Source organism: Fodinibius sp. (genome assembly GCF_034521915.1).
Lineage (GTDB): Bacteria > Bacteroidota > Rhodothermia > Balneolales > Balneolaceae > Fodinibius.
On the sequence record NZ_JAXHLU010000018.1, the window covers coordinates 53211 to 75412 of the forward strand.

Here is a 22202-nt window from a genome sequence, read left to right on the forward strand (position 1 = left end):
GAGATTTAAAAGGTTGTCTATTGATTTTTCCATCATTGTATGACCATCTCCCTTATTCCCTCTTTTTTAAAGGAGTCTTTCAAATGACTTGATTTATGAATCGAACTCAGATTCTACAATTCAAAACCATACCCATCTATATTCGTCGATACAATCGAATGTAATAAAAAGATTTGCTTGAGGCTTTTCTTAAAAGCTCAGAAGCTTTACTTATCAGCCCAATCTCTCCGATATGCAGATGGGGACATGCCGTATTCGGCCTTATAGGTTCTGCTGAAGTGCGATAAATTATTAAAGCCGCAATCGAAAGCGACCTGGCTAATTGTTTTGTTCCCGGTTTGCAACATACTTTTAGCTCTTTTCAGGCGCCTCAAAGTAAGCCATTTCCCCGGAGAACTTTTATAGTGTTTTTTAAAGTCTCTCTTAAAGGTAGACAAGCTTCGGTTCGCAAGATTAGCAAAATCTTCGATTTTTAGATCGTACATATAGTTCTCTTCCATCACTTCCCAGACCGGAGTCTGACGGCGATCTACGATTTTCAGTATATAGGACAGGATGTGTTTGTTTTCGGGGTGGCTGAAAACATTAAAAAGTAACTCTTTGAACTTATTTTCAAGCACACTCTCCGGTAGCGGTTCATTATTACCAAAATAGGGAAGAAAGCTTTTATAACAACTCCTGATACGGTCGTTAATCTCAAACATCTCGATCATCTCTTTGTTTGGTTCAGGTAAATCAATCAGGGATAAGTGCGATCTGAACTCTTCAAATACAGAACGGAGGTAATCATCTTTCAGGTAGAATACCATGGTGTCCCATCCACTATAATCGGCAGGTAGTTCCTGTAAAAAAGCACATTTTTTTAATAATCCACCTTTTTTGGGACTGGATACCCATACCTGATCTCCATGTTTCTGGATCCGTTTCCCACTTAATGTAAATAAGATCTGGATATGTTTGGAGTAGAGCTGCATAATTTCATCCCGTTGCGGACAACTGTAGTATAAAACCAGCGTATCTTTAACCGAAAATTGTGGGAAGAGTTTAGGGTTAGATTTATGTAGTTCATAAACATCCATATTCTCTCAGGAAATTATCGTCATTTAAAGAACACTGATACGAACTGCATTACTCTTTATTTTGCGCTATTTATTTAATGTAAATAAACAATAAATAAAATGTAGAAATAATACTTAGTATCAAAGTACAGGCATCATCTTAATTTTAAAAATTAAAGTAAAAAGCCTGTCTGAATAGTTTATGTACTTTTCTTTGGTAAATAACGACATGGCGCATAACCGTCAGGCGCTGGAATGTCGGATTAGTGTTAAAACGATAGATTAAGTAATAAATGAAAGGGAGCCAAGGAGATGGCGAGGCCTGTCCGCGTTAAGGCATGGGTTATAGGGCGCATTAGTTTCTATTATATATCCTTTGTAAACCGACATTGTGGGTAGTTTTCGCATCCCAAAAATTTCGAACCTGCATTAGGCCCCTTCTTTGCAGTTCTCTCAACAAGATTAGATCCACATTTCGGACAAACAGTAGATGAATTATGTCGTTCACGCAAAGATTGTACATGATCTTTAGTGGTGAGTGAAGACTCAGAAACGTAGTATTCAATTTCTCGGACTACTCGATCTACTTCTTCAGGTGAAAGCACTCGATCCTTAAACTGTTTGATGTATTTTCCTGGCCGGGATTTTATCACGTTATCTGGCAACTCTGTTTTAAATTTACAATCGCCAACGAAATAAATAACGGTATGGATAATTGATTCATTGAGACCCAAAAATTCTGAAACAATCTTTTTTTGTCTGTAGATTTGCCGTATCGGGTTCTGAAAAGAATAATTATTACCATAAAGGGATTGGGTCCACCTTCTTTGACCCTTAGATCCAAATATCCACCCCTTCCTATTCTTTGTTTCTATTATGAAAAGTCCATATAGTGATACAACAAGGTGATCAATTTGAGTTGTTCCATTTCCTGATGGAATGATGACATCATGAAATCTTCTGTAGACTTTAGAATTGAGTGATAGACCCAGATAGAACGTAGTCTTTTTTTCGCCTATCCAGCCTCTAAATAGGCTCAATATTTTTTTACGTATTTGTGGAATCAACCAAGCAAGACTGATTATTACTAATAACATCAACAAATATGCGGCTGAATCATCCATTGAATATTTTAAACTATGTTCATCAGGTTAAGAAAGCCCTATAACAACATTGCGCAAAATGCGCGCGTTATACCACTTCAGTATTTGTTATTCTGATAAAACACTTTTAATTACTGTTCCTGATTCGTCAAGTACTTCAATTTTTGGGGTATTGGTAGAGTCTACATACAATCGAAGTCGATCTGTTCCGAATTTGTCCTTGATGAATAAACCGGCTTCAGTATTGTAATTTCTCCCAATAAATAATCGAGGAGCAGTTATTGGCTTGCCGTTATTTTTCTCTTCCAAATACTTCAATTTTTGTTGATAGTTATATCCTTCACGGTCAAGGGAGTCCATAATGCTGTTCAAAACTGGCAATGTATAGTTTTTATCACGATCCCAAAGTTGAAGGCCGTAACGATTATTCCCGTATTTATTGGTGTAGTGCATATATTGCATGACCTGATCGTTCTTGTATTGATCAACTGACAGTACGAACGTAGCACCTTCTTTTTCATTTCCCGAATAAAGTAATCCGCCTACCTCATCCTGCTCCTCATTAAAAAAAATAATACCAGGATCTCTGTCCCTTTTTTCAAGGCTTTCACCATTCATCATCCCGGGATGCTGTCTGGAACTGTTACTGATGACCATTTTTAGGCTTCCGTCAGACTCTAACACATTAATTCGTTCAACTGTGATTTCCTCAAACTCTTGGTTGTTACTACTTATCTTGAATCCTGAAAGTAAAGCATAAAGAACAATGATGGTTAAAGTAATTGCATAAATGGCTAAAAAAAGTGTTGTCCTTTTCATGTATATAGAAATAGAATTATCAGATGGTATAACGCTCACTGCACTTAACCGACGTAATAGGTTTATTTTATGATTCATAAAAGTATGGTAGGCCAAAATTGGCAAACTGGCAAGAAATAGGAAAGTTGCGTCGGCTTGAAACGATGGTTGGGCTGCAGGATCAACTTATTGCTCTTTTTTCTATGTATTAGTCATGTCTTTCTATTCTCTTAAATAATTTAGTGGGCTTTCAACTTCATAAAACCCGGATTCTCTGGCGAATTGATTTAACAAATAGTTATGGCCAGCCCCATAAACTACAAGAATTCGATCATCCGGTGATTCTGTAAAGCGAATAATATTTGTCAAAATCTTTAAATTTCGACCGTACCACCAAGACAAATAATTGGCCCCTACATATTCATGTCCTTTGCCAATACGGAGAAGTTTAAAATAACCTTGATGGCTTTTTTCGTTAGCAACAGGTTGATTTTCAGCAATCAGATTCTCAATGATAGTTCGAGATGCTATTTTTGCAGAGTCTTTTTTTGCAATATCCTCATTGTCCTTATATAAATCATTTAGATACTCATTTAATTGGGGATGTTGCTTGGAGTAGGTTTGATAGTTGTATAAAGAATCTTCTGGAAAAACACCCCAATCAATGCAATAGACTTTTTCATGTCCTGATTCCTTTGCCAGCCGATAACCTATTTGATGAACTTCACTTCTTGTGAGTTCAAAGTTTCCTGACAGGTAATCATTATATTGGTTTACAACCTTAGATTGATTTTTATAATCACACTCCAATGCAAGCTTCGTAGGGTTAAATTTTTTAAGCTTATCTATTAGCTCAAGCATTTGCTTTTGCCTTTCAGGCGAAGTTACATCATCGACATCAGTATTAATGACGTTACTTGTTGTTGTAGCCATGTGGTAAGTTCCCACAATAACCAAAGTTGGTTTATTCCGGGCTTTTTGTTCAACATTACCGAATTGAGCTTTTACAGTTATTGGTGTGCCAATAAAAATTAATAATCCACAGAACAAGAGCATTAAAGTGTATTTGTTCATAATCAGTACTAAGTTTATAGATATTGTTCTATTTTAATACTGAAAAAAGTCCTGAAGGTTACATATGAATAGAAATAGCAGTCTACCCACATGTTTATGGATAATACATTAAAGGTCTAATAGGAGCTGAAATATTAGAAATTCTCTATATTATCCATTCTTAAGAGGTCCGTTTGAATACAGATAATGTAAACACCAAACAGTTGTATCTGTACTGATCAAATAAACTATACACTCCAAGCATACCAGATTATTCGCCGTTAACCTTCTCCAGCAACTCCTCAGAATTATTCCGCACGTTGTTAACGGCTTTATCTACCTGATAATAGTCAATGGCATCATCCGGGAATGGATTAAGGAGGTCTTTCAGAGCCTTGGTGTTGTGATTCTCGGGATCCAGCCATTCGTCCCATTCTTCTTTTAGCAACATGGCCGGCATGCGGTCATGCAAGTTACTCATCTTCTCGTTGGCATCAGTCGTAATAATGCTGTAGGTCGGTATTTTTTCGCCTTCGGGCGACTCCCACACGTTATAGATCCCCGCAAAGGCAAACATTGGTTCGTGCGTTGGATGAATATAGTAGGGCGTTTTATTGCCCTTCTTCCCTTTCCACTCGTAGAATCCGCTGGCCGGTACCAGGCATCGGTATCGCTCGAAAGATCGCTTGAAGGATTTCTTGGTGTTCACGGATTCGGCCCGGGCATTAATCATGCTGTAGCCAACCTTTTTCTCTTTCGCCCAGAATGGAAGCAGTCCCCAACGGAATTGCCGTATCGTGCGCTGACCCTCGCGGTTTTGTCCCACTACCGGCATGTTGTGAGTCGGTGCTACGTTGTAGTTGGGCCCGTATTCCTCAACCTCTTCCATGACCGCATCAAACCATGATTCTAGATCTCCCTCATTTTTGGTAAGTGTATAGCGTCCACACATAAAATGGTATTCGTTTTAGTTGTAGGCTTATACTATTTTTAATATCACCAATTCGAACTCATTACTCAATACATTCCCTATGGCTACCTGCGATTTCGAGATCACGTATTCGAAACCTACGGACGAAGCGAAACAAATTATCACCGAAGAGATCACAAGCAACGACGGCGACATCCAAATTACCGGCAACAGCGGAGCCTTTACCATCTCAGTGCCGGGTGGCGAGGTTACCGGTGAGGTCGCATTTCATGGGGATACCCTATCGGTAAGTATCACGGAAAAACCCGGCTTCATCCCCTGCAATATCATCAAATCAGTGATAGAGGATTATTTGGAATGAGGCCCACTCATCGAGCCGAAAGCAGCCTTATGAACGCTCCAGAAAATGCGTCTTCCCAGGCACGCTGTCCATAACAGAAGCTCTGGTGATAGTGCCGTTGCCGTGTTGGTTGTTGATGGCGTCCTGAGCCAGATAGAAGTTTCGTTGCTGACGATCCTCGCTAAAAAACAGTTCCTGCTGACCGGAGGTATCCACCTTGGTCGTACCTATTCCGATCCCTCGGAGCGCATAACCGGCATCAAGTAACCCTTTAATTCGCGGTTTGGCCTTTCGCATGCACTCGTGGTGTATATACCCGTCCAGATTAGTATAGCCGTCGGTCGTAAATCGAAAGTTAATTCCACGATGCTCACGGTGTTGGATGCGCAGGTAACAGAAAAACGACCGTGCTCGCAGCCGGTATCCTCGCATACGATAACACAAGCGCATAATTCCTTTCATCAGCTCACCGCTGATGCGGGTGGGATCGGTGGACTGGGTGCTAAAGGTATGCATGTAGTTCAGTTGCTCTTTGGGTGACAGCTCTCCGGTAAGAACCTTGGCGCGGTCCTTGCCGGCGATCATCTCATACATAATTTTACCAAAGTACTTACCAAACAGCTCTTGAAATACCGGATATCCGCGTTTGATACCATCACCGATAGTCATCAGACCTTTTGATTTTAGTTTTTCATAACGTTTCCGGCCTATTCCCCACACCTCATCCAGTGGCATTGGCCACAGCAGCTCCTCGGCTTCCTGCTTGTCCAGGACCAGCGTAAGTCCGTCGGGTTTGTTGATGTCGCTGGCCAGCTTGCTGTAGGTCTTCGAGAAGGAGATTCCGATCGAGCAGACGAGCCCGATCTCCCGGTAGATCAGATTTTTCAGGTCGTTGCCGAACTGCGTAATTTCGTCTCTGGATTTGTCCTTCAAAAAGTTGATATCAAGGAAGTACTCGTCCATTGAATACTTTTCGACCGTCGGAGCAAACTCCTCCAGCACGTCTTCGATGAGCGCGCTGACGCCTTTATACTTCTCGTAGTCGGCCTGCAGGCCAATGACGTACGGGCAGATCTGCTCGGCCTCGTAGGCGCTCATAGCCGTCTTTATTCCCAAGGCCCGTGCTTCATATGAGCTGGTGGCGACAATGCCTCGCGGGATCCCCTGCTCCCCTTTGTACCACCCGCCTATATAGATCGGAAGCCCGTGGAGCTTAAAGCACTGCTGCTCGACCTGCGCATAAAAGCAGTTCATATCCAGGTGCAGGTACAGCCGTTCCTTCATCGAGGAGTGTTGCATGTCGCGACTCACGCACCGGTAGTCGGTAATCTTGTGGACGTCCTCGTCGGGATTGTAGGTTCCCGGGTCTATAGTCGCATTCATGGACATGAAAAAGAGTTGACTTCGTGGGGCAATTTCTCATAATATATATAAAAAAATACATGAAATAGAATTATTACTTTTCATATATGCAAACGGTCCTCAAAGAAAAAGTAAATGTGGATGCGGTCTTTCGCAGCTATAAAGACGACCGCGCCTCAACGCGCAGCGGGTGGGAACACAAGCGTATTGAGCCTCGCTACGTCAAGCGGAAGAAAGGAGAAGTGTTAAAGATTCAGGAAGTCCGCCGCTCCTACGCCCAGCGCAAGGGCAAGCGCCTGCAGGTCCATTTTGTGATTCACTGCGAAGGTGACCGGTATTTTCACCTTGTGTATGACGCCGACAAGATTATCTGGATCCTGCTCTATGAGTTTGACGATCAGATGCTCTTCGATGAAAAAGAGGTTAATGTCGACATCCAATGGGACGGACGATCAGCCTCCAAGGAATAGTCTGTTGTTCTCTTTGAAGTAACGACAGTCTTCCAGCATTAGCGTTTGGCAATCACCCATACCGCATGGATAATACCAGGAAGAAACCCAAGGATGGTTAGCAGAATATTTAACCAAAATGCTCCCTTGAGTCCCACTTCCAAAAAGACTCCGAGAGGAGGAAGAAGTACCGCAAAAATAATCTTTAAAAGATCCATCTGTTGATCCCGCTTTTGTAATTAGAATATTAAAAATATATACCGTTACGACCGGCGAACCCTTAGCCGCAGCTGACCGGATTTCTAATAGCGTTTTAAGCGTTTCCACACAAATTATGGGAAATAATATATGAAATAAAAGAATATTGTAAGGATCGGGCCTTGCAATGGTCTTACTTATAGATAAGCCGTTGATAATATCAAGAGAGAGTTACATTGAGCCTGCCCGGAGGGGCGGGCTTTTTGTATTTCTCCTATTCCCAGAATAGGGAGGTATAGCAACTCTTCCCTATTTCTGTTATAATCATTTACAAGATTTCATTACGTTGCGCTATGTTTCTTGACTAATCAATTCATCTATGAAGAAAAGCGAGCTTTCCGAACAGGATATTTGGACGAAATATATTACTCAGGCAATTGAACAAGCGGGATGGGATGTAGAGCGCCAGCTTAGAGAAGAGTATTCGTTCACCGCAGGTAAAGTTATCGTTCGAGGGAAAACGGTTAAGAGAGGCCAGCCGAAACGAGCCGACTATGTGCTTAATTACAAGGCCAATATTCCCTTAGCTATTGTCGAGGCTAAATCGAATAGCAAGCCGCTCGGGACCGGTATCCAGCAAGCCAAGGAGTATGCGGAAATCCTGTATATCCCTTTTGCATACAGTTCTAATGGGGATGGGTTTATCGAGCATGATTTAAACCTATTATTAAAGAGGTTTAAAAGGCAATTGATAATAAGAATGTGTTATGGTCACAGAGAGTAGGCCAAGTGATTGGGAAGGCTAGACCAGAAGGACAGCTTGCCGAATTTCTGGGTGATCAAGTTCTAAATACTCTGTGGGATTAATTATTATAATAAATGTTCGCAAATTGCGAACTATTTTGTACCTTTGGATCGTTGCATAAATGAAAGTTCATTTAATAGCAGAACAAACAGTTAACAAGTATGCTAAAGAGCATGCTACTTCAATTAGTTCTTTTAATCGCTGGATTAGAAGATTAGAAAATGCTGAATGGGAGAACGCAAATGATATCAGAAAGACTTTTCCCTCTGCAGATCCTTTGGGAAAAGGCAGCGATAGAGTCGTATTTGATGTTGGAGGTAACAAGCATAGAATCATTTGTGAATATAACTTTGGTAAAACCAGAGTTCATCTTTACGTAAATTGGATAGGTACTCATGCCGAATACACAGAGTTGTGTAATCAAGGCAGGCAATATACAGTTGACGAGTATTAAATAAGGGATAAAGCTATGGCAGATCTTAAATATACAGTTATTAAATCAGATGAGCAGTATGAAGAGTACTGTAAAATCCACAAAGAATTGGTGTTTAGTGATAATAGCGAAGAGTATCAGGACGAGATTGAGCTTCTGGATCTTTTGATCAAGGACTGGGACGATAAGAACAAGCTCGGACCTGATCTTGATCCAGTAGAATTTGTTAAAAGCTTGAAAGAAGATCATGGGCTTACCCAAACGGAACTTGCAGACATTGCTGGTGTGGGAAAGAGTTATATCTCTGAAATCCTGAATTACAAAAAACGGTTGTCCAAGAAGGTAATACGTAATATTGCAGATCATTTTAAGATCCAACAGGCTGCTCTAAATAAACATTACCGATTAGAGGGGGAAAGGGTTACTGGTTCTGATGAGGCCAATCTTAGTCCCGTTTATGATATTCAAACTGGTAATCGATTAAATTATGAGAACAATCAAGCTGAATCCGAATATGTGGTTCCAGCTCAAGGTGAACTGAAGCTTGTTAAGTGATTATGAGTGAAGAAGAGAAACAAGGAATCTCAATTAATTTTGGTCTTGAAGCATTCGAGATTCTGAAATATGAGTATAAAGGATCTGAAAAAGATATTGATCTAAAAGAACTTGGTTTCCAGGTACAGTTTAAGCATCATGCTGATATTGAAGGCAGTACCTTTTCTATTGAATTTAAGATTACCGCCCAACTTGGGAGGGATAAGCCTGTAGAGTTAGGACACATCATAACTCGTACAACTTATAGCCTGTCGAATATGGATGATCTGATAAATGAAGATGGTGATTTTATCTTACCCAAAGGTCTTGCTATAACATTACTCAGTATTGCCCTTTCTACAACCCGAGGTGCGTTGGTAGCGAAATCAGAGGAGAATATTCTCTCGGAGGCTATTTTACCTTTAGCAGATCCCAAAGAAATGTATGAGACTTCACCGTTAAAGGGTGAGCTGGATGTCAAGTAAAGTTATTGTTCTATTCTTTTTGTGATCTCACTAGTAGAAAAAAGAGCATAGGTAAAAACATTCTATTGTCCCCAGCAGTTATATCATTATACGCCCGGAATGGTTTGCCCCTCAACCTTGTGATCCGAAGTAAGCGTAAAAAACTTTATTTAGAGTTGAGTGCGCACAGAAATTGTGGAGATTGACAGGACATATTTTTATAAGTATCTATGCTCTTTTAATTAGAAATGGGCATTTAACTATACCTATTCCTGTACTATCTCAAAAAAAGCCGCTAACTCTATGGGAGCTAACGGCTTATAAGAAAGCGATCCGGACGAGACTCGAACTCGCGACCTCCTGCGTGACAGGCAGGCGTTCTAACCAACTGAACTACCGGACCGTGTTTAAAATGTCAATATGACCTTATATCAGTAGATAATCGCCTGAACTCGCGACCTTCCCGAAACATCGGGACGTTCTAACTGAACTACGGGACCAAATGAGAGCCCAAATATAACGACCTTTTGGCTCCTATGTCAAGCATAATTTATGCTATTTTTGATCCTTTGATTCACATATGGAATTTATTACTATAGGAAAAAATTAAGCTAATTAAATTTATGTATCAGCCCACATTTGTTGAGGTTTCCCATGATATCAGTGTTGAGGTAAGGCCGAGCTATTTAGAAGAGGAATCAAGCCCTGTTGCTGATAAACATGTATTTGTTTACTTCGTTACCATTCGAAATATGGGAGACCAGCCGGTACAATTGTTGCGAAGACATTGGGAGATTAAAGACTCCGGCGGACAAGATCATGAAGTCGATGGAGCGGGTGTAATTGGGTTACAACCAACGATCAAGCCGGGTGCCGAGCATGAATACAACAGCTTTTGTGTGCTAAAATCGTATCGTGGCAGTATGCGTGGGTATTATACTATGGAGCGCAGTGATGGGAAAATAATAAAGGTTCGAATACCGGAATTTTTACTTACATCACATCTATTGAACTAAATAAAAAAGGAGGACCGCAAGTATCAGTTACGGCCCTCCGTCGGGATGGTGATGGGATGTATTAGGGATACATCATATCTAACTGTTTAATTCCTTTTCTATTGTCCTTAAAATCTCATCGCTCTGTGGTTTTACATCGCTTCGATAGCGATGGATTAGTTTTCCGTTCTTATCAATCAAGAATTTCTCGAAGTTCCATTTTATTTCGCCGGTAAAATCGGGATTTTCAGCCGTTGTCAAATACGAGAACAATGGATGCTGATCATCGCCTTTAACGGATACCTTTGAGAACATCGGAAAACTTACATCGTAGTTCACATTACAAAACTGTTTAATCTCTTCGTCCGTTCCCGGCTCTTGCCCGCCAAAATTGTTGGCAGGAAAACCCAATACAACAAGGCCATCATCACTATACTTTTCGTATAAGGCTTGCAATCCTTCGTATTGTGGAGTATAGCCGCACTCCGAAGCGGTATTGACGATTAGTAAAACTTTTCCTTCATATTTATTTAGTGATGTTTCTTCTCCGTCAATATTAGTAGTTTTGAACTCGTAAACGGAATCTGTGGTTGTATCAGCAGTATGTAACGACATTGATAAAAGAATTATTAAGAGTCCTGCGGTTTTCATAGATTTTACACCTTATTTAACAAATGACATATATGAAATGTAAAGATACAACAAAGAATTCCCTGCTTTTTGAAAAAAGATATAAAATCTTAGTCCCCTTCTTATCGATTCTGTTTATCCTGATGGCTGTAAATACAAAGCAGTTGCAGGCACAGATGTTTTCGGTGGGCGAATCAGGACCTAGCTATAATCGTCCCATGTCTGAACTATATGTAGGCGTAGGTTCTATGGATGCGAATTTTAAAGGAGAATCTAACTTAAATGGGGCAGGAGCTTTTGGATATAGCGGACCGGTGTTATCAGTGGGATATAATACCGGGGGAATAAATTTATATCTTTCCACCGGAGGTAAAATTACAGGAGTGGACGATAGAGCATACTTTCACACAGGTGGTAACTTTGATTTTGGGCTTAGCCTATATCGAAGTTCTAAAATTAATGTAAAAATCCCCATCCGTATAGCATCGCGCTACACCAATATCACGAACAATCAGACCTTTCGATTTCTTACAGTTAATCGATTTCAATTTGGAATGATTGCAGCTGGAGCTGGAATAAATGGAGTTTGGCGGCCTGCTAAAAACTTTCGAATTGAAGTTGGAGCAGTTCCAACTTATGGATTTTCTTTTGCAACGGGGGGATCGTTAGGCGGGTCAATAGGAACCGTTAATGCGCATGGCAAGCTGTATTTTGATCGTCTATTTAACGACAAGGGATTATCGATTGGTTATAAATATGATTTGCGCAGTTATGATATCGAAGACGATATCTACGACTACGACATGAAAGGACACAGTGTTGAAATAGGAGTTACTTTTTAAACTGATGAAAACCGAAAAACTGATTTTAGAACTTGAACAGCTCATTGAACAACTGGGCTATACCATTCGCAAGGAAAAGGGAACATTCCGGGGGGATTCTTGTGTGATGGAGGGGCAAAAGTTGGTAGTTCTGAATAAAAATAAACCCGAACAGCAACAGGTGGGATTGCTGGCCCGTGTTCTTAAAAATAAAGAGCAGGAATTATCGGATATCTATATTAAGCCGGTTATTCGCAAGCAGCTTGAGGAACTTTGGGATCGGTTTGAGAAGTATAAAGACAGTGAAATTGAAGAAATGGATATTGATATTTAGACGATGAAGTTAACGTTTTTGGGTACCGGAACTTCCATGGGCGTCCCAACGGCCGGGGGATTTGGTAAAGAGCAAATTGATGGAGATCCGCGTAACATTCGTTGGCGCTGTTCGGCATGGATAGAAACCGAAGAGTCATCTATTGTTATTGATACCGGACCTGAATTTCGATTGCAGTCGATCCGGGCCGGACTTTCGGAAATCGATCTGGTGCTTATTACGCATGAGCATATGGATCATATTGCCGGGCTCGACGATCTGCGCCCATTTTGCTATAAGCAGGACCAATCTATTCCGGTATATGGCAGCTCTATTTGTTTGGATGCTATTCGGCGTCGTTTTGAATATATGTTTGGTCCTGATCGTTATCCCGGAGCAACGGATATCGATTTAAAGGAAATCAGTGATCCGATTACGTTTAGGGATTTAAAAATTACGCCATTGCCTGCTATCCACGGTAAGGTTACCGTAATTGGATATCGCGTGAATGACATATCGTATATTACAGATGTTAAAAAGCTGCCTGATTCAACGAAAGAACGTATTCTGGGTTCCAAAGTGGTGGTGCTGGATGGATTGCGCTGGAAGCCGGAACATCCCACCCATATGACCATTCCCGAAGCGGTGGAGGTTGCCAATGAGCTTGATATCCCCCAAACCTATCTGTGTCACATGAATTCGTATGTGAATCACGAGGAATCGAATAAGCGGCTGCCCGACCATGTACGTCTGGCCTACGATCAGCTAACGCTTACTATTGATTAGAGGCCCTGCTCCGGAATCACACAAATCGTTTTAGGTCATCATCTTTGCGGAGCCTGTTGACTACCTTTTTAACACCTTGAGAACTGTCCAGATCGCAAACCAAAATGGCATTGTCTGTTTCCACAACGGCAAGATTTTCAACACCTACGAGTGCAATCATTTTGCCACTATTACTTTGGATAAGATTATTTTTGGCATCAGCGGTGGCAGAGGTGTTAGTCTGTATAACATTGCCGTCCTCATCTTTGGACCTCAAGTCGTAAACGGCCCTCCAGCTTCCCACATCATTCCATTCAAAGGAGCCGGGAACAACAAAAACGCTGTCGGCCTGTTCCATTATTCCATAGTCAATGGAAATAGAAGTGCAGCCGTAATAAAATTCATCAACAGCCTCTTTTTGATTTTTGGTACCAACTTCAGGTTTTAGTTTACTTATCTCATCAAAAAGGGTGGGCAGATGTTGCTTGAATTTATCCAAGATAGTTGAAGCTTTCCAGACGAACATTCCGCTGTTCCAGAGGAAATTGCCTGATTCGATAAACTCTTTCGCCGTTTCCAAGTCGGGCTTTTCACGGAATTGATTTACTTTTTTAACCTGGTGCCCTTTGACGTTTTCCGAAGTATCCTCATCAAACTCAATGTAACCATAGCCGGTTTCTGGATGGTCGGGTTTGATGCCGATGGTTACCAGCGCGCCGGGTTCCTGAGCTTTGGTTTCGGCGGTTTCTAAAATGGATAAAAATGTATCGGGCTTGCCGATTAAATGATCCGCAGGCAATACAACCATGGTTCCGTCAGGGTCTTTTTCCCGGATAAGTGTAGCAGCAGCCGCTACACAAGGTGCGGTATTTTTGCCCACAGGTTCACCGACGATATTATTAGCCGGTACATCAGGGAGCTGCTCCTGCACCAAATTTACATACTTATCGTTGGTAATGACCCAGACACAATCGGCAGAAACCAGTGGTTTGATCCGATCAACGGTATCCTGCAGCATGGTGCGATCGCCAAAAATATTTAAGAATTGTTTGGGACGAGCTTCAGTGCTTCGTGGCCAGAATCGGGTACCTGATCCGCCGGCCATAATTACGGCGTGTAGCATAAAAGTAAATAAGCGTTAGAATTGATGAATTTGGAAAGGGAAGGTATTGAAAATCCCAACAAGTGTGAAGAAGTTTTGTTGGATGTATCCCACGATTAAACAGTAACGGTGTACTCTTCGTCGAGGTGATGTTTATTGATAAGATGAATAATATCTCGGGCGGATTCTGCAAAAGCGGTATTGGGATAGTGTTCTACAATTTTTTCGGCCGCAAAAATAGCTTCAAGATATTGTTTGTTTACTACCTTCATCCGTGTTTTTTGCAGGATAGGCATGGCCTCGTGTGATCCACAGGCGGTAATGAGTCCGGTTATTAAAAAAATGATGGAAGTTTCCGGGTTGTTCATCAAAATATGTTATGGCACTTAATTGGTTAATTCTGCTTCTGCAGATGTACGATCAACTTTGCTGAGCGTGAAACTGAATGAGGAGCTGACCTTGGGAGTACTTTCGATAAACAGCTCTTCGTCATGAGCCTTAATAATATGCTTTACGATAGCCAGTCCCAAGCCGGTGCCTTCGCCGTCCTCTCGAGAACGAGATTTATCAACTCGAAAGAAACGTTCGGTGACCCGTTCAATATGCTGCTGACTAATCCCAATACCCGTATCCTTTACATACACTAATACACGGCTTTCATCTTCTGCCCACGATTTAACACCAACGGTAACCTTGCCTCCTTCAACATTGTACTTGATGGCATTGTCGACCAGGTTAATGAGAACTTGTTTGATCTGATTACGGTCGGCGCTGACGGAGAAAACGTGGGGGATATTCGTTTTAAGCAAGACGTCGGCTTTGTCGGCCTTGTATTGCAGAATATTAACCACCTCCACGATCAGCTCTTTGAGATTAAAGTCTTGGATATCAGACTTTAATTCCCCCGTTTCAAGCTTTGAGATCTCCATTAGATCTTTGGTGAGATAGATGAGACGATTGACGTTTCGCATTGCCTTTTCAAGGAACTTGCGGTTGACTTCCGCATCATCAATAGCGCCGTTTAGCAGCGTTTCGATAAAGCCCTGGATGGCAAATATGGGTGTTTTAAGTTCGTGAGAAATATCCCCGATAAACTCCTTGCGGTAATTTTCTATTCTGTTAAGGCGTTGTATTTCACGCTCTACCGTTTTGCTGGCACGTACCGTTTGCTTGATAAGATAGTCGAGTTCATCATGATTTTTCGTCTTAAGCTCTTCGTAATCCCGAAAACGCTTATTTAGTATATTTTTATTGATCTGATTAAGGGTCTCCAGGCGGGAAAATTGCTGTTTATAGATAATCACGTAAACAATAATCCCTGATAGCAGGAACATCCCGCCGCCTAGAAGAAGTGAGTTTGTAAAGGCAGTGTTCAACAAGAATTTAGCAGCAACACCTGCCGCGATGCCAATTAACAGCCCGGCATAGATGGCACTGCGGAATGCAAGACGTGATGATCTTTGAAAAGGTTTTTTTCTCATTCCTTAAACTTGTAACCGACTCCTTTAACTGTTTCAATATACTCACTTCCGATCTTTTCTCGAATTTTTCGGATGTGAACATCTACTGTTCGGTCGACTACATAAACATTGTTGCCCCAAACCTGATTAAGCAGTGTTTGGCGATCTAAAACTTTACCCTTTCGACTGGCTAAAAAATAAAGCAGCTCAAATTCCTTGCGCGGCATTTGGAACTCCTCATCGCCTTTGGTGACTATATATCGATCTTTATCAATTACGATATCATGTACTTCAATTTTGTCGGACATCTGATTGGTTTCTTCAAACCGACGTAAAACGGCATTAATACGAGAGATCAATTTCGTGGTACTGATTGGCTTGGTGATATAATCATCACCTCCCATATCTAATCCCTTGACCTCCGTTTTTTCATCGCCCCGCGCCGTTAGAAAGATAACAGGGATGTGTTTAAGATTTTTATCGTTGCGCATGCGCTCCACCACTTCCATGCCATCCATTTTAGGCATCATGATGTCTAAAAGTACAAGATTTGGGCTGTGCTTGCGAGCCATCTCCAAACCCTCTTTGCCGTTTTCAGCTTTTAGGACGTCATAGCCTTCCTTTTGAAGATTATATTCAATTAGATCGAGAAGATCTTGTTCGTCGTCGACTACTAAGATGGTTTGTTTGTCAGACACGGCTCAAAAATTGATTACAGTATTAAATGAAGGTAAGTAAAACATTGCTTATAGCTTAAGAAGCAATAGTACAAAGCCCCATCCGCAATTGAAACCGCAGCCCTGTTAAATAATTGTTATTTCTTTTGGGGATGCTCCACACGCTCGCTTATTTTGCGATCCGGTGCTAAAGAAAACGGATAGTGTTTATCGGATGGCAATATCAGCCATACAATGAAATATAGCCTGCTTATTTGTCCATCTGCGAAAGGGCTTTTTTAACCAGCTGCTGCACGTCGCCATCAAAATCTTCACCTTTGGCCGCAAGCTCAATGGATTCTTCGGCATCCCGCTTTTTAAAGCCAAGCGATTGCAGAGCAGAAACGGCCTCCTCTTTAACATTGCTGCTGATAGCTGTAGATCCATCGGGCGTATAAGTGGCATCTACCATCTCGGAAATTTTATCCTTGAGTTCCAGGATCATCCGCTGTGCGGTTTTTTTGCCGATGCCCTTAATTTTTGACAGTGCTGATTTATCTTCTTGCACGATAGCGCCCGTGATTTCCTGGGCGGGTAATCCGGAAAGAATAGTAAGTCCAAGCTTGGGACCCACTCCCTTAACGGTAATCAAGAGCTCAAAAAGATCTTTCTCATTCTGATTGGCAAAGCCGAATAGCCGCTGATCGTTATCAGTCACATGATGATAAACAAGCAGTTCCACCTCATCGCCTGTGGACGGTAACTGGTCATACGTTTGATTGGAAATTTCAAGCATATAACCCACATCGCGGACATCAACAATAACTTGTTCCGGTGATTTATCGTGGACGATTCCTTTTAAATATGCAATCATGAAAAAGAAATATGTATAAAAATTTAATGTCATCCTGAATTTATTTCAGGATCTTTGTTATCAGAAATTAAAGCTTACAGATTCTGAAACAAGTTCAGAATGACACCTTTTTGTGTTTTGTAGCTCGGGAAACTTGCTTGGGTGTATAGGTTTGACTATAAGTAAAAGTTTTTGATCCGAAGATAAAGTCTTCCAGATATATCGATATTAGTAAAGGTATTCAAATTTGAAATGCTCAATCCTTAACTCGGTCGGGATTATTTGCTACAAAATCGGCCCAGCTCGATTTGCTGTTATTCTGGTGCGTTTTCTTTTTCGATTCGGGCGCCTGCCGGTTAAAACTGTTTTGTTTCATCAGGTGACACCATGCTACAGCCAGTGCATCAGTTGCATCTTTGGATAGCTTTTCATCGGGCAGGCTCACGGTTTTTCGCAGCATGAAAGCGACTTGCTCCTTGCTGGCATTACCATTTCCCGTAATCGATTTCTTTACTTGTTTGGGATAGTATTCCGTGACTCCAATATCTTGATTGGTAATAGCCAGCATAGCTGCAGCCTGGGCACGTCCCAGTTTGAGCATAGCCAGCGGATCAACGCCGTATACAGGCGTTTCCACGGCGCAGGAGTCGGGATTGAAAGAAGCAATAATCTTTGAAACTTCTTCAAAAATATACTGCAGACGATCGGAGTGGTCATCCATGTGAGCCATCTTCAGCACATCGCAGCGCAAGGCTACAAGCTTGCTGTCCTCTTCGGTGAGAATAGCATAGCCGGTATTGCGCGAGCCGGGATCAATACCAAGGATGACATCAGCCATAAATAAGTGATTAGGTGAATTTACTTGAATATAACAGATTTACGATGGATTTCTCATCGGTAAAATTTGATCGTCCTATCACTTAAATTTTTTAAAAGTATCAATGCGACTGAAATAACTGGTGGCAGCTTCCTTAACTTTGGGTGCCAGCAGGATAGTTGAAACCATTGTCGGGATCGCCATCAGGGCAAACATTCCATCAATAAGATCAATTACGGCACCAATGGAGGCGACTGAACCAAAAATGATGGAAGCTACATAAAAGTAGTTGTACCAATGTTGTTTGTCAGCACCGATTAAATAGCCCAGGCATTTGGTTCCGTAATAGGAATATGTAAGCATTGAGCTGATAGCAAAGAATACTACACAAATGACCAGCAGGTACGTTCCGAATTCAGGCAGTGCTTGATTAAAAGCATTGAGCGTAAGGGTAACGCCATTGGCTTCGGTGGATTTCCAGACGCCGGTGACCAGAATAGCAAGGGCGGTCATCGTACAGGTAATGATGGTATCAATAGCGGGACCGAGCATGGCAACCAACCCTTCGCGGACCGGTTCTTTGGTTTTGGCGGCGCCGTGGGCAAGGGCTTCGGTACCGAGTCCGGCCTCATTGGAGAATACACCGCGCTGAATACCGATAACAATCAGGGATCCAACCGCACCACCCATTACGGATTTCCCGGTGAACGCATCCGTAACAATAAGTCCCAGATAATGTGGAATTTCGGTGATATGCGAAGCTAAAATTGCGATCACGCATCCCACGTAAATTACAACCATGGCAGGGACCAACTTGGAAGTCACTTTTCCAATGCGGGTAATACCACCGAAAATGACAATGGAAACTAATACAACCAGCACAAAGCCCGTAATTAAATCACCACCCATATGCGCGTTGGCAGCAACCCAGCCTTGGGGAATATAAATGCTGTCGCGCAGGATTTGCGTGAGCTGGTTGGCTTGGAAGATGGGTAACGGCCCAAAAATACCGGCCAGTGCAAAGAGTCCGGCCAAGGGTTTAAAGAGATACGTCCAGTTGTCGCCCCACTTTTTTTCCAGACCTTCGCGAATCACATACATCGGTCCACCTTGAACTTTGCCTTCGGAATCTTCGCCGCGATATAAAATGGCCAGCGTACAGGTGAAAAATTTAGTGGCCATTCCTACAAAGGCACTGACCCACATCCAGAAAAGTGCGCCGGGTCCGCCCATAAAGATAGCTACCGCTACACCACTGATATTTCCCATGCCCACTGTTGCAGCCAGGGCACTGGCCAGTGCTTCGAAGTGGGTAATGTCACCGGGATCGTCGGGATCGTCATAGTGTCCGCGAAGGATGTTAAGAGCGTGTCTAAAATATTTGAAAGGGGCAAAACGTGAATAAATCAGAAAGAAAAGTCCGCCACCTACCAGCAGGTAAACCAGCGGCATGCCCCACATAAAACTTGAAAAAGCGCTAAGTGCTTGTTCTATAAGTTCCAAATTATAAGCTGGATTTAATTAATATTTAAAAGGGGTGAATATACTAATTAGTTCGTGCGAGTAAAGAAGATAAAATCGGTAGCAGGGGGATCAATATTTGCATTTCGCAATAGTTTGGCGATTTGTGCCCGGTGATGTTGACCATGGATGATTACATGATATAAAATATCGGAAAGAGTAGTCTCGTAGGAAATGCCTTTTGAATTGGTATAGGATATAATTTTATCCAGGTTGTCTTGGCCGGTACTAATCAACTGCTTCCATTGTTGATTTAGGGTCTTAAGATTTTGCAGTGCTTCGGGTAATCCGTAGTCGGGCCAAATTTTAATATCACCCAAAGATTTGCCCTTAATGCGATGTAACCACATTTGCTGTGATCCCGCAATATGTGCAAGGTATTCAACTGCTTTCTCGGATTCTTCAAAACTGAGATTGTCTTGGAGGCTTAATAAAATTTGTTCGTTGGCCCAGTTGTCGTATTCAAATAATCGAAGCAGATGATCCGCTGATTCCATGATTTAGATTTTTGTTGAATTTAATCAGTAAAGAGAGCATATCAGAAATGATAATATAATACAAATTTTGAAGTAGTTGAGAGCCATCCTATTTTAGCTGCTTGATAATATTAAACAAATCATTGTGCAAATATGCTGCTCGCTCTTGATATCGGAAATAGCAATATTGTAATTGGTGCATCATCAAACGGGGAATGGAAACACCAGTGGCGCATCCAGACCGATACCGACAAAACGGCTGATGAATACGCGGTGCTTTTTAATAGCTTGTTCAGCGAGTTTGATCTTACCTTTAACAGGTTTAAGCAGATTATAATCAGCAGTGTTGTCCCCCAGCTTACGCAAACGATTAGTGAGGTTTTTGAGAAAAAGTCCCATACCAAAGCATTGATTTTAAATGGAGAGGTTGAGACAGGGCTTAAGATTAAACGGTTAAATCGAAAAAGCGTTGGTGCTGATCTTATTGCAGATGCGGTTGGTGCTTATGCATTGTTTCAAGATGATTGTATTGTGGTTGATTTTGGTACGGCTACGACGTTGATGGCAGTAAGAAGGCCGGGTGAACTTGTTGGAGGATCTATTTGTGCCGGGTTAAAGGTTACTATTGATGCTTTGGTAGGGAAAACTGCCCAGCTTTCACAGATCCCGATGGAGCCCCCGAAGCAGGTTATTGGCGGCAGCACGATGGAGGCGATGCAGTCGGGGCTGGTATTGGGCCATTTGTGTATGATAGAAGGATTAATTGACCGGATGCAAAAACAGATGGGAGGATCGGCAAAAGTAATTGCTACGGGAGGCTTATCTGAAAAAATTGCCGCACATACCGATTACTTTGATGTTATTGATCCCATGCTAACGCTCGATGGCTTGCGCCTGATTATGGAAAGACAGCAGAAGCAGTAATTGGAAGAAGTGAAAAGCAAGAAGTGTTTGATCTTTCTTCTTGCTTTTCGCTTCTATCTCAGACTCCAAAAAACATTGAAACCCCGTTCAGGATAAACTGTACCCCAATGGCCATTGCGATAAATCCCATCATTCTTGTAATGATATTCATCCCTGTGGGACCAATATACTTTGCGGAGAAAGGAGCCAGCCGAAGCACACCGTATGAGATTAGAGCAACCAATACAATAGCTATGCTTATAATGGCAAAATCCCAGATACCCTGAGCTTGAGATCCTAGTCCAATAACAACAGCAATGCTTCCCGGTCCCGATAGCATGGGCATCGCCATGGGGCTAAAAGAGATATCCTGTTTATCCTTTGCGGCTTCCTGTGCTTCTTCTGAAATTCTGTGTTCTGTTACTTCGGGATTCAACATAGCGTAGGCGGCACGTAGAATGATAAGTCCGCCCGCAATACGAATTCCTGAGAGGCTAATACCAAAAAAACTCATGATATAAGTGCCTGCCAGCAAAAAAATGATGAGCACCAGAAACATATAGAGGGATGATTTTTTAGCTACTGAGATGCGCTCAAGGTCACTATTTTTCTCGGTCAAGGAGAGAAAAACAGGCATGGCTGCCAACGGGTTTGCTACCGATATTATGGCTGTGAAGGCTGCCACAAAAAGGGTTGTGGTACCCATTAGATAGGAACTAAATGTGCTACTTTGATTTATAATCTCTTCAAACATAAGTCGCTAATATATAAAATGGTGCTCAGTTTTTTAACATATTTTGCCAACGAAATACGCTTTCCAAATGTTAAATTTAATCTTAGATTTAGATTCGAATTTTTAAGTATTTAATAGATTGTTGATGAAGCAAAAAGAAGGACAAAATTACGAATCGATTGTTAATACCGTTAGCAAAATTGTTAATCGTGACGATGAATCGCGCGATCAAAAACTGCAGCAGATCAGTGAGTTACTGGCAAAAAATGTTGAAGCTTTTGACTGGGTAGGGTTCTATCTGGTTGATCCTAATGCCAACAAGGAGCTTGTGCTGGGGCCGTATGTTGGCGAAGAAACCGACCATACGCGCATCCCATTTGGGAAGGGAATTTGCGGACAGGCGGCCGAAACTAACGAAACTTTTGTAATTCAGGATGTTAGTAAAGAAGATAATTATCTGGCATGCAGTGTGCACGTTGAAGCAGAAATTGTAGTGCCGGTTAAAAAAGATGGGCAATTTGTTGCCGAGCTTGATATTGATTCGCACAAGAGAGATTCGATGACCGAAGAGCATCGAAAAATGCTGGAGAAGGTTTGTGAAATTGTTTCGCCATTATTTTAAATAAAAA

At 41.8% G+C, this 22202-nt stretch carries 28 protein-coding genes, 1 tRNA gene and 1 pseudogene; 12 read left to right on the top strand and 18 right to left on the bottom strand.

Going from position 1 to position 22202, the window contains the following annotated elements; translation table 11 throughout:
* Window positions 1-206: 206 nt before the first annotated feature.
* The 5 genes from U5J89_RS13975 to U5J89_RS13995 form a co-directional block, all read right to left on the bottom strand.
* Window positions 207-1079 carry an AraC family transcriptional regulator gene (locus tag U5J89_RS13975; protein WP_322576261.1) on the bottom strand — a complete coding sequence of 291 codons (873 nt, stop codon included), beginning with the start codon at window positions 1077-1079 and terminating at the stop codon, window positions 207-209.
* A 344-nt stretch (window positions 1080-1423) separates the two neighbouring features.
* Window positions 1424-2182 (bottom strand): nuclease-related domain-containing protein, encoded by a 759-nt coding sequence (locus U5J89_RS13980; RefSeq protein WP_322576262.1) that lies wholly within the window; start codon window positions 2180-2182, stop codon window positions 1424-1426.
* A gap of 87 nt (window positions 2183-2269) precedes the next feature.
* On the bottom strand, window positions 2270-2980 hold the full coding sequence (locus U5J89_RS13985) for a hypothetical protein (RefSeq protein ID WP_322576263.1): 711 nt from the start codon (window positions 2978-2980) through the stop codon (window positions 2270-2272).
* 201 nt (window positions 2981-3181) lie between these two features.
* Entirely contained in the window at window positions 3182-4033 is an 852-nt protein-coding gene (locus U5J89_RS13990) for a DUF5694 domain-containing protein (protein WP_322576264.1), read from the bottom strand.
* 250 nt (window positions 4034-4283) lie between these two features.
* Window positions 4284-4964: an SOS response-associated peptidase gene (locus tag U5J89_RS13995; RefSeq protein ID WP_322576265.1), complete on the bottom strand. Its 681-nt coding sequence runs from the start codon at window positions 4962-4964 to the stop codon at window positions 4284-4286.
* Between the two features lie 79 nt (window positions 4965-5043).
* Here U5J89_RS13995 and U5J89_RS14000 point away from each other — a divergent pair, with 79 nt between their 5' ends.
* Window positions 5044-5304: a hypothetical protein gene (locus tag U5J89_RS14000; RefSeq protein WP_322576266.1), complete on the top strand. Its 261-nt coding sequence runs from the start codon at window positions 5044-5046 to the stop codon at window positions 5302-5304.
* A 27-nt stretch (window positions 5305-5331) separates the two neighbouring features.
* Here the strand turns inward: U5J89_RS14000 and U5J89_RS14005 are convergent, their stop codons facing one another.
* Window positions 5332-6567 (bottom strand): DNA polymerase IV, encoded by a 1236-nt coding sequence (locus U5J89_RS14005; RefSeq protein WP_322576267.1) that lies wholly within the window; start codon window positions 6565-6567, stop codon window positions 5332-5334.
* Window positions 6568-6752: 185 nt separating this feature from the next.
* On the opposite strand from U5J89_RS14005, the gene U5J89_RS14010 reads away from it, so the two are divergent.
* Window positions 6753-7115 carry a hypothetical protein gene (locus U5J89_RS14010; RefSeq protein ID WP_322576268.1) on the top strand — a complete coding sequence of 121 codons (363 nt, stop codon included), beginning with the start codon at window positions 6753-6755 and terminating at the stop codon, window positions 7113-7115.
* Window positions 7116-7153: 38 nt separating this feature from the next.
* Here the strand turns inward: U5J89_RS14010 and U5J89_RS14015 are convergent, their stop codons facing one another.
* Window positions 7154-7312, bottom strand: coding sequence for a YqaE/Pmp3 family membrane protein (locus tag U5J89_RS14015; protein ID WP_322576269.1), 159 nt, complete (start codon window positions 7310-7312; stop codon window positions 7154-7156).
* A gap of 359 nt (window positions 7313-7671) precedes the next feature.
* Between U5J89_RS14015 and U5J89_RS14020 the strand changes: the two are divergent.
* From U5J89_RS14020 to U5J89_RS14035, 4 genes and pseudogenes are all read left to right on the top strand, one after another.
* Window positions 7672-8007, top strand: a pseudogene (locus U5J89_RS14020) (type I restriction endonuclease); the annotation flags it as partial.
* Between the two features lie 211 nt (window positions 8008-8218).
* On the top strand, window positions 8219-8551 hold the full coding sequence (locus tag U5J89_RS14025; protein WP_322576271.1) for a type II toxin-antitoxin system HigB family toxin: 333 nt from the start codon (window positions 8219-8221) through the stop codon (window positions 8549-8551).
* Between the two features lie 15 nt (window positions 8552-8566).
* Window positions 8567-9085, top strand: a complete 519-nt coding sequence (locus U5J89_RS14030; protein WP_322576272.1) for a helix-turn-helix domain-containing protein — start codon at window positions 8567-8569, stop codon at window positions 9083-9085.
* A gap of 2 nt (window positions 9086-9087) precedes the next feature.
* Window positions 9088-9549 carry a hypothetical protein gene (locus tag U5J89_RS14035; RefSeq protein ID WP_322576273.1) on the top strand — a complete coding sequence of 154 codons (462 nt, stop codon included), beginning with the start codon at window positions 9088-9090 and terminating at the stop codon, window positions 9547-9549.
* 308 nt (window positions 9550-9857) lie between these two features.
* Here the strand turns inward: U5J89_RS14035 and U5J89_RS14040 are convergent.
* A tRNA-Asp gene (locus U5J89_RS14040) sits at window positions 9858-9931 on the bottom strand.
* Between the two features lie 220 nt (window positions 9932-10151).
* On the opposite strand from U5J89_RS14040, the gene apaG reads away from it, so the two are divergent.
* Complete coding sequence (gene apaG / locus U5J89_RS14045) at window positions 10152-10544, top strand: Co2+/Mg2+ efflux protein ApaG (protein ID WP_322576274.1); 393 nt, start codon at window positions 10152-10154, stop codon at window positions 10542-10544.
* A gap of 78 nt (window positions 10545-10622) precedes the next feature.
* Here apaG and U5J89_RS14050 read toward each other — a convergent pair whose 3' ends face one another.
* On the bottom strand, window positions 10623-11138 hold the full coding sequence (locus U5J89_RS14050) for a glutathione peroxidase (protein WP_322576275.1): 516 nt from the start codon (window positions 11136-11138) through the stop codon (window positions 10623-10625).
* Between the two features lie 68 nt (window positions 11139-11206).
* On the opposite strand from U5J89_RS14050, the gene U5J89_RS14055 reads away from it, so the two are divergent.
* Genes U5J89_RS14055 through U5J89_RS14065 form a run of 3 tightly spaced genes read left to right on the top strand, consistent with a single transcriptional unit; the run spans window position 11207 to window position 13073 of the window.
* On the top strand, window positions 11207-11995 hold the full coding sequence (locus U5J89_RS14055; RefSeq protein ID WP_322576276.1) for a hypothetical protein: 789 nt from the start codon (window positions 11207-11209) through the stop codon (window positions 11993-11995).
* A gap of 4 nt (window positions 11996-11999) precedes the next feature.
* A complete protein-coding gene (locus U5J89_RS14060; protein ID WP_322576277.1) occupies window positions 12000-12308 on the top strand; it encodes a hypothetical protein in 309 nt (102 codons plus the stop codon).
* A 3-nt stretch (window positions 12309-12311) separates the two neighbouring features.
* Window positions 12312-13073 carry an MBL fold metallo-hydrolase gene (locus U5J89_RS14065; RefSeq protein WP_322576278.1) on the top strand — a complete coding sequence of 254 codons (762 nt, stop codon included), beginning with the start codon at window positions 12312-12314 and terminating at the stop codon, window positions 13071-13073.
* 16 nt (window positions 13074-13089) lie between these two features.
* Here U5J89_RS14065 and U5J89_RS14070 read toward each other — a convergent pair whose 3' ends face one another.
* The 8 genes from U5J89_RS14070 to U5J89_RS14105 all read right to left on the bottom strand — a co-directional run bounded on the left by U5J89_RS14070 (window position 13090) and on the right by U5J89_RS14105 (window position 19958).
* Window positions 13090-14175, bottom strand: a complete 1086-nt coding sequence (locus U5J89_RS14070; RefSeq protein ID WP_322576279.1) for a mannose-1-phosphate guanylyltransferase — start codon at window positions 14173-14175, stop codon at window positions 13090-13092.
* A gap of 95 nt (window positions 14176-14270) precedes the next feature.
* A complete protein-coding gene (locus U5J89_RS14075; RefSeq protein WP_322576280.1) occupies window positions 14271-14522 on the bottom strand; it encodes a hypothetical protein in 252 nt (83 codons plus the stop codon).
* A gap of 18 nt (window positions 14523-14540) precedes the next feature.
* A complete protein-coding gene (locus U5J89_RS14080) occupies window positions 14541-15635 on the bottom strand; it encodes a HAMP domain-containing sensor histidine kinase (protein WP_322576281.1) in 1095 nt (364 codons plus the stop codon).
* The gene (locus U5J89_RS14085) at window positions 15632-16312 is read right to left on the bottom strand and encodes a response regulator transcription factor (protein ID WP_322576282.1); all 681 of its coding nucleotides are present in this window, start codon (window positions 16310-16312) and stop codon (window positions 15632-15634) included. The genes U5J89_RS14080 and U5J89_RS14085 overlap by 4 nt, the downstream gene beginning before the upstream one ends.
* Before the next feature lie 229 nt (window positions 16313-16541).
* The gene (gene ruvA, locus U5J89_RS14090) at window positions 16542-17144 is read right to left on the bottom strand and encodes a Holliday junction branch migration protein RuvA (protein WP_322576283.1); all 603 of its coding nucleotides are present in this window, start codon (window positions 17142-17144) and stop codon (window positions 16542-16544) included.
* Window positions 17145-17379: 235 nt separating this feature from the next.
* Window positions 17380-17961 carry a crossover junction endodeoxyribonuclease RuvC gene (gene ruvC, locus U5J89_RS14095; protein WP_322576284.1) on the bottom strand — a complete coding sequence of 194 codons (582 nt, stop codon included), beginning with the start codon at window positions 17959-17961 and terminating at the stop codon, window positions 17380-17382.
* A 78-nt stretch (window positions 17962-18039) separates the two neighbouring features.
* Window positions 18040-19443 (bottom strand): sodium:alanine symporter family protein, encoded by a 1404-nt coding sequence (locus U5J89_RS14100; protein ID WP_322576285.1) that lies wholly within the window; start codon window positions 19441-19443, stop codon window positions 18040-18042.
* Window positions 19444-19490: 47 nt separating this feature from the next.
* Entirely contained in the window at window positions 19491-19958 is a 468-nt protein-coding gene (locus U5J89_RS14105; protein ID WP_322576286.1) for a DinB family protein, read from the bottom strand.
* A 132-nt stretch (window positions 19959-20090) separates the two neighbouring features.
* Between U5J89_RS14105 and U5J89_RS14110 the strand changes: the two genes are divergently transcribed.
* A complete protein-coding gene (locus U5J89_RS14110) occupies window positions 20091-20861 on the top strand; it encodes a type III pantothenate kinase (protein ID WP_322576287.1) in 771 nt (256 codons plus the stop codon).
* Window positions 20862-20919: 58 nt separating this feature from the next.
* On the opposite strand, the gene U5J89_RS14115 is transcribed toward U5J89_RS14110, so the two are convergent.
* Complete coding sequence (locus tag U5J89_RS14115) at window positions 20920-21594, bottom strand: MarC family NAAT transporter (RefSeq protein WP_322576288.1); 675 nt, start codon at window positions 21592-21594, stop codon at window positions 20920-20922.
* 124 nt (window positions 21595-21718) lie between these two features.
* On the opposite strand from U5J89_RS14115, the gene U5J89_RS14120 reads away from it, so the two are divergent.
* The gene (locus U5J89_RS14120; RefSeq protein WP_322576289.1) at window positions 21719-22195 is read left to right on the top strand and encodes a GAF domain-containing protein; all 477 of its coding nucleotides are present in this window, start codon (window positions 21719-21721) and stop codon (window positions 22193-22195) included.
* Window positions 22196-22202: the final 7 nt, after the last annotated feature.

Excerpts from the sequence above, each read along its gene's own strand:
- U5J89_RS14075 (WP_322576280.1), bottom strand. The coding sequence starts at position 14,522 with ATGAACAACCCGGAAACTTCCATCATTTTTTTAATAACCGGACTCATT.
- U5J89_RS14015 (WP_322576269.1), bottom strand. The coding sequence starts at position 7,312 with ATGGATCTTTTAAAGATTATTTTTGCGGTACTTCTTCCTCCTCTCGGA.
- ruvA (WP_322576283.1), bottom strand. The coding sequence starts at position 17,144 with ATGATTGCATATTTAAAAGGAATCGTCCACGATAAATCACCGGAACAA.
- U5J89_RS14010 (WP_322576268.1), top strand. The coding sequence starts at position 6,753 with ATGCAAACGGTCCTCAAAGAAAAAGTAAATGTGGATGCGGTCTTTCGC.
- U5J89_RS14120 (WP_322576289.1), top strand. The coding sequence starts at position 21,719 with ATGAAGCAAAAAGAAGGACAAAATTACGAATCGATTGTTAATACCGTT.
- U5J89_RS14030 (WP_322576272.1), top strand. The coding sequence starts at position 8,567 with ATGGCAGATCTTAAATATACAGTTATTAAATCAGATGAGCAGTATGAA.
- U5J89_RS14005 (WP_322576267.1), bottom strand. The coding sequence starts at position 6,567 with ATGAAGGAACGGCTGTACCTGCACCTGGATATGAACTGCTTTTATGCG.
- U5J89_RS14070 (WP_322576279.1), bottom strand. The coding sequence starts at position 14,175 with ATGCTACACGCCGTAATTATGGCCGGCGGATCAGGTACCCGATTCTGG.
- apaG (WP_322576274.1), top strand. The coding sequence starts at position 10,152 with ATGTATCAGCCCACATTTGTTGAGGTTTCCCATGATATCAGTGTTGAG.
- U5J89_RS14110 (WP_322576287.1), top strand. The coding sequence starts at position 20,091 with ATGCTGCTCGCTCTTGATATCGGAAATAGCAATATTGTAATTGGTGCA.
- U5J89_RS14025 (WP_322576271.1), top strand. The coding sequence starts at position 8,219 with ATGAAAGTTCATTTAATAGCAGAACAAACAGTTAACAAGTATGCTAAA.
- U5J89_RS14105 (WP_322576286.1), bottom strand. The coding sequence starts at position 19,958 with ATGGAATCAGCGGATCATCTGCTTCGATTATTTGAATACGACAACTGG.
- U5J89_RS14000 (WP_322576266.1), top strand. The coding sequence starts at position 5,044 with ATGGCTACCTGCGATTTCGAGATCACGTATTCGAAACCTACGGACGAA.
- U5J89_RS14080 (WP_322576281.1), bottom strand. The coding sequence starts at position 15,635 with ATGAGAAAAAAACCTTTTCAAAGATCATCACGTCTTGCATTCCGCAGT.
- U5J89_RS13990 (WP_322576264.1), bottom strand. The coding sequence starts at position 4,033 with ATGAACAAATACACTTTAATGCTCTTGTTCTGTGGATTATTAATTTTT.
- U5J89_RS14060 (WP_322576277.1), top strand. The coding sequence starts at position 12,000 with ATGAAAACCGAAAAACTGATTTTAGAACTTGAACAGCTCATTGAACAA.
- ruvC (WP_322576284.1), bottom strand. The coding sequence starts at position 17,961 with ATGGCTGATGTCATCCTTGGTATTGATCCCGGCTCGCGCAATACCGGC.
- U5J89_RS13975 (WP_322576261.1), bottom strand. The coding sequence starts at position 1,079 with ATGGATGTTTATGAACTACATAAATCTAACCCTAAACTCTTCCCACAA.
- U5J89_RS13985 (WP_322576263.1), bottom strand. The coding sequence starts at position 2,980 with ATGAAAAGGACAACACTTTTTTTAGCCATTTATGCAATTACTTTAACC.
- U5J89_RS14115 (WP_322576288.1), bottom strand. The coding sequence starts at position 21,594 with ATGTTTGAAGAGATTATAAATCAAAGTAGCACATTTAGTTCCTATCTA.
- U5J89_RS13980 (WP_322576262.1), bottom strand. The coding sequence starts at position 2,182 with ATGGATGATTCAGCCGCATATTTGTTGATGTTATTAGTAATAATCAGT.
- U5J89_RS14050 (WP_322576275.1), bottom strand. The coding sequence starts at position 11,138 with ATGTCGTTACATACTGCTGATACAACCACAGATTCCGTTTACGAGTTC.
- U5J89_RS14055 (WP_322576276.1), top strand. The coding sequence starts at position 11,207 with ATGAAATGTAAAGATACAACAAAGAATTCCCTGCTTTTTGAAAAAAGA.
- U5J89_RS14035 (WP_322576273.1), top strand. The coding sequence starts at position 9,088 with ATGAGTGAAGAAGAGAAACAAGGAATCTCAATTAATTTTGGTCTTGAA.
- U5J89_RS14065 (WP_322576278.1), top strand. The coding sequence starts at position 12,312 with ATGAAGTTAACGTTTTTGGGTACCGGAACTTCCATGGGCGTCCCAACG.
- U5J89_RS13995 (WP_322576265.1), bottom strand. The coding sequence starts at position 4,964 with ATGTGTGGACGCTATACACTTACCAAAAATGAGGGAGATCTAGAATCA.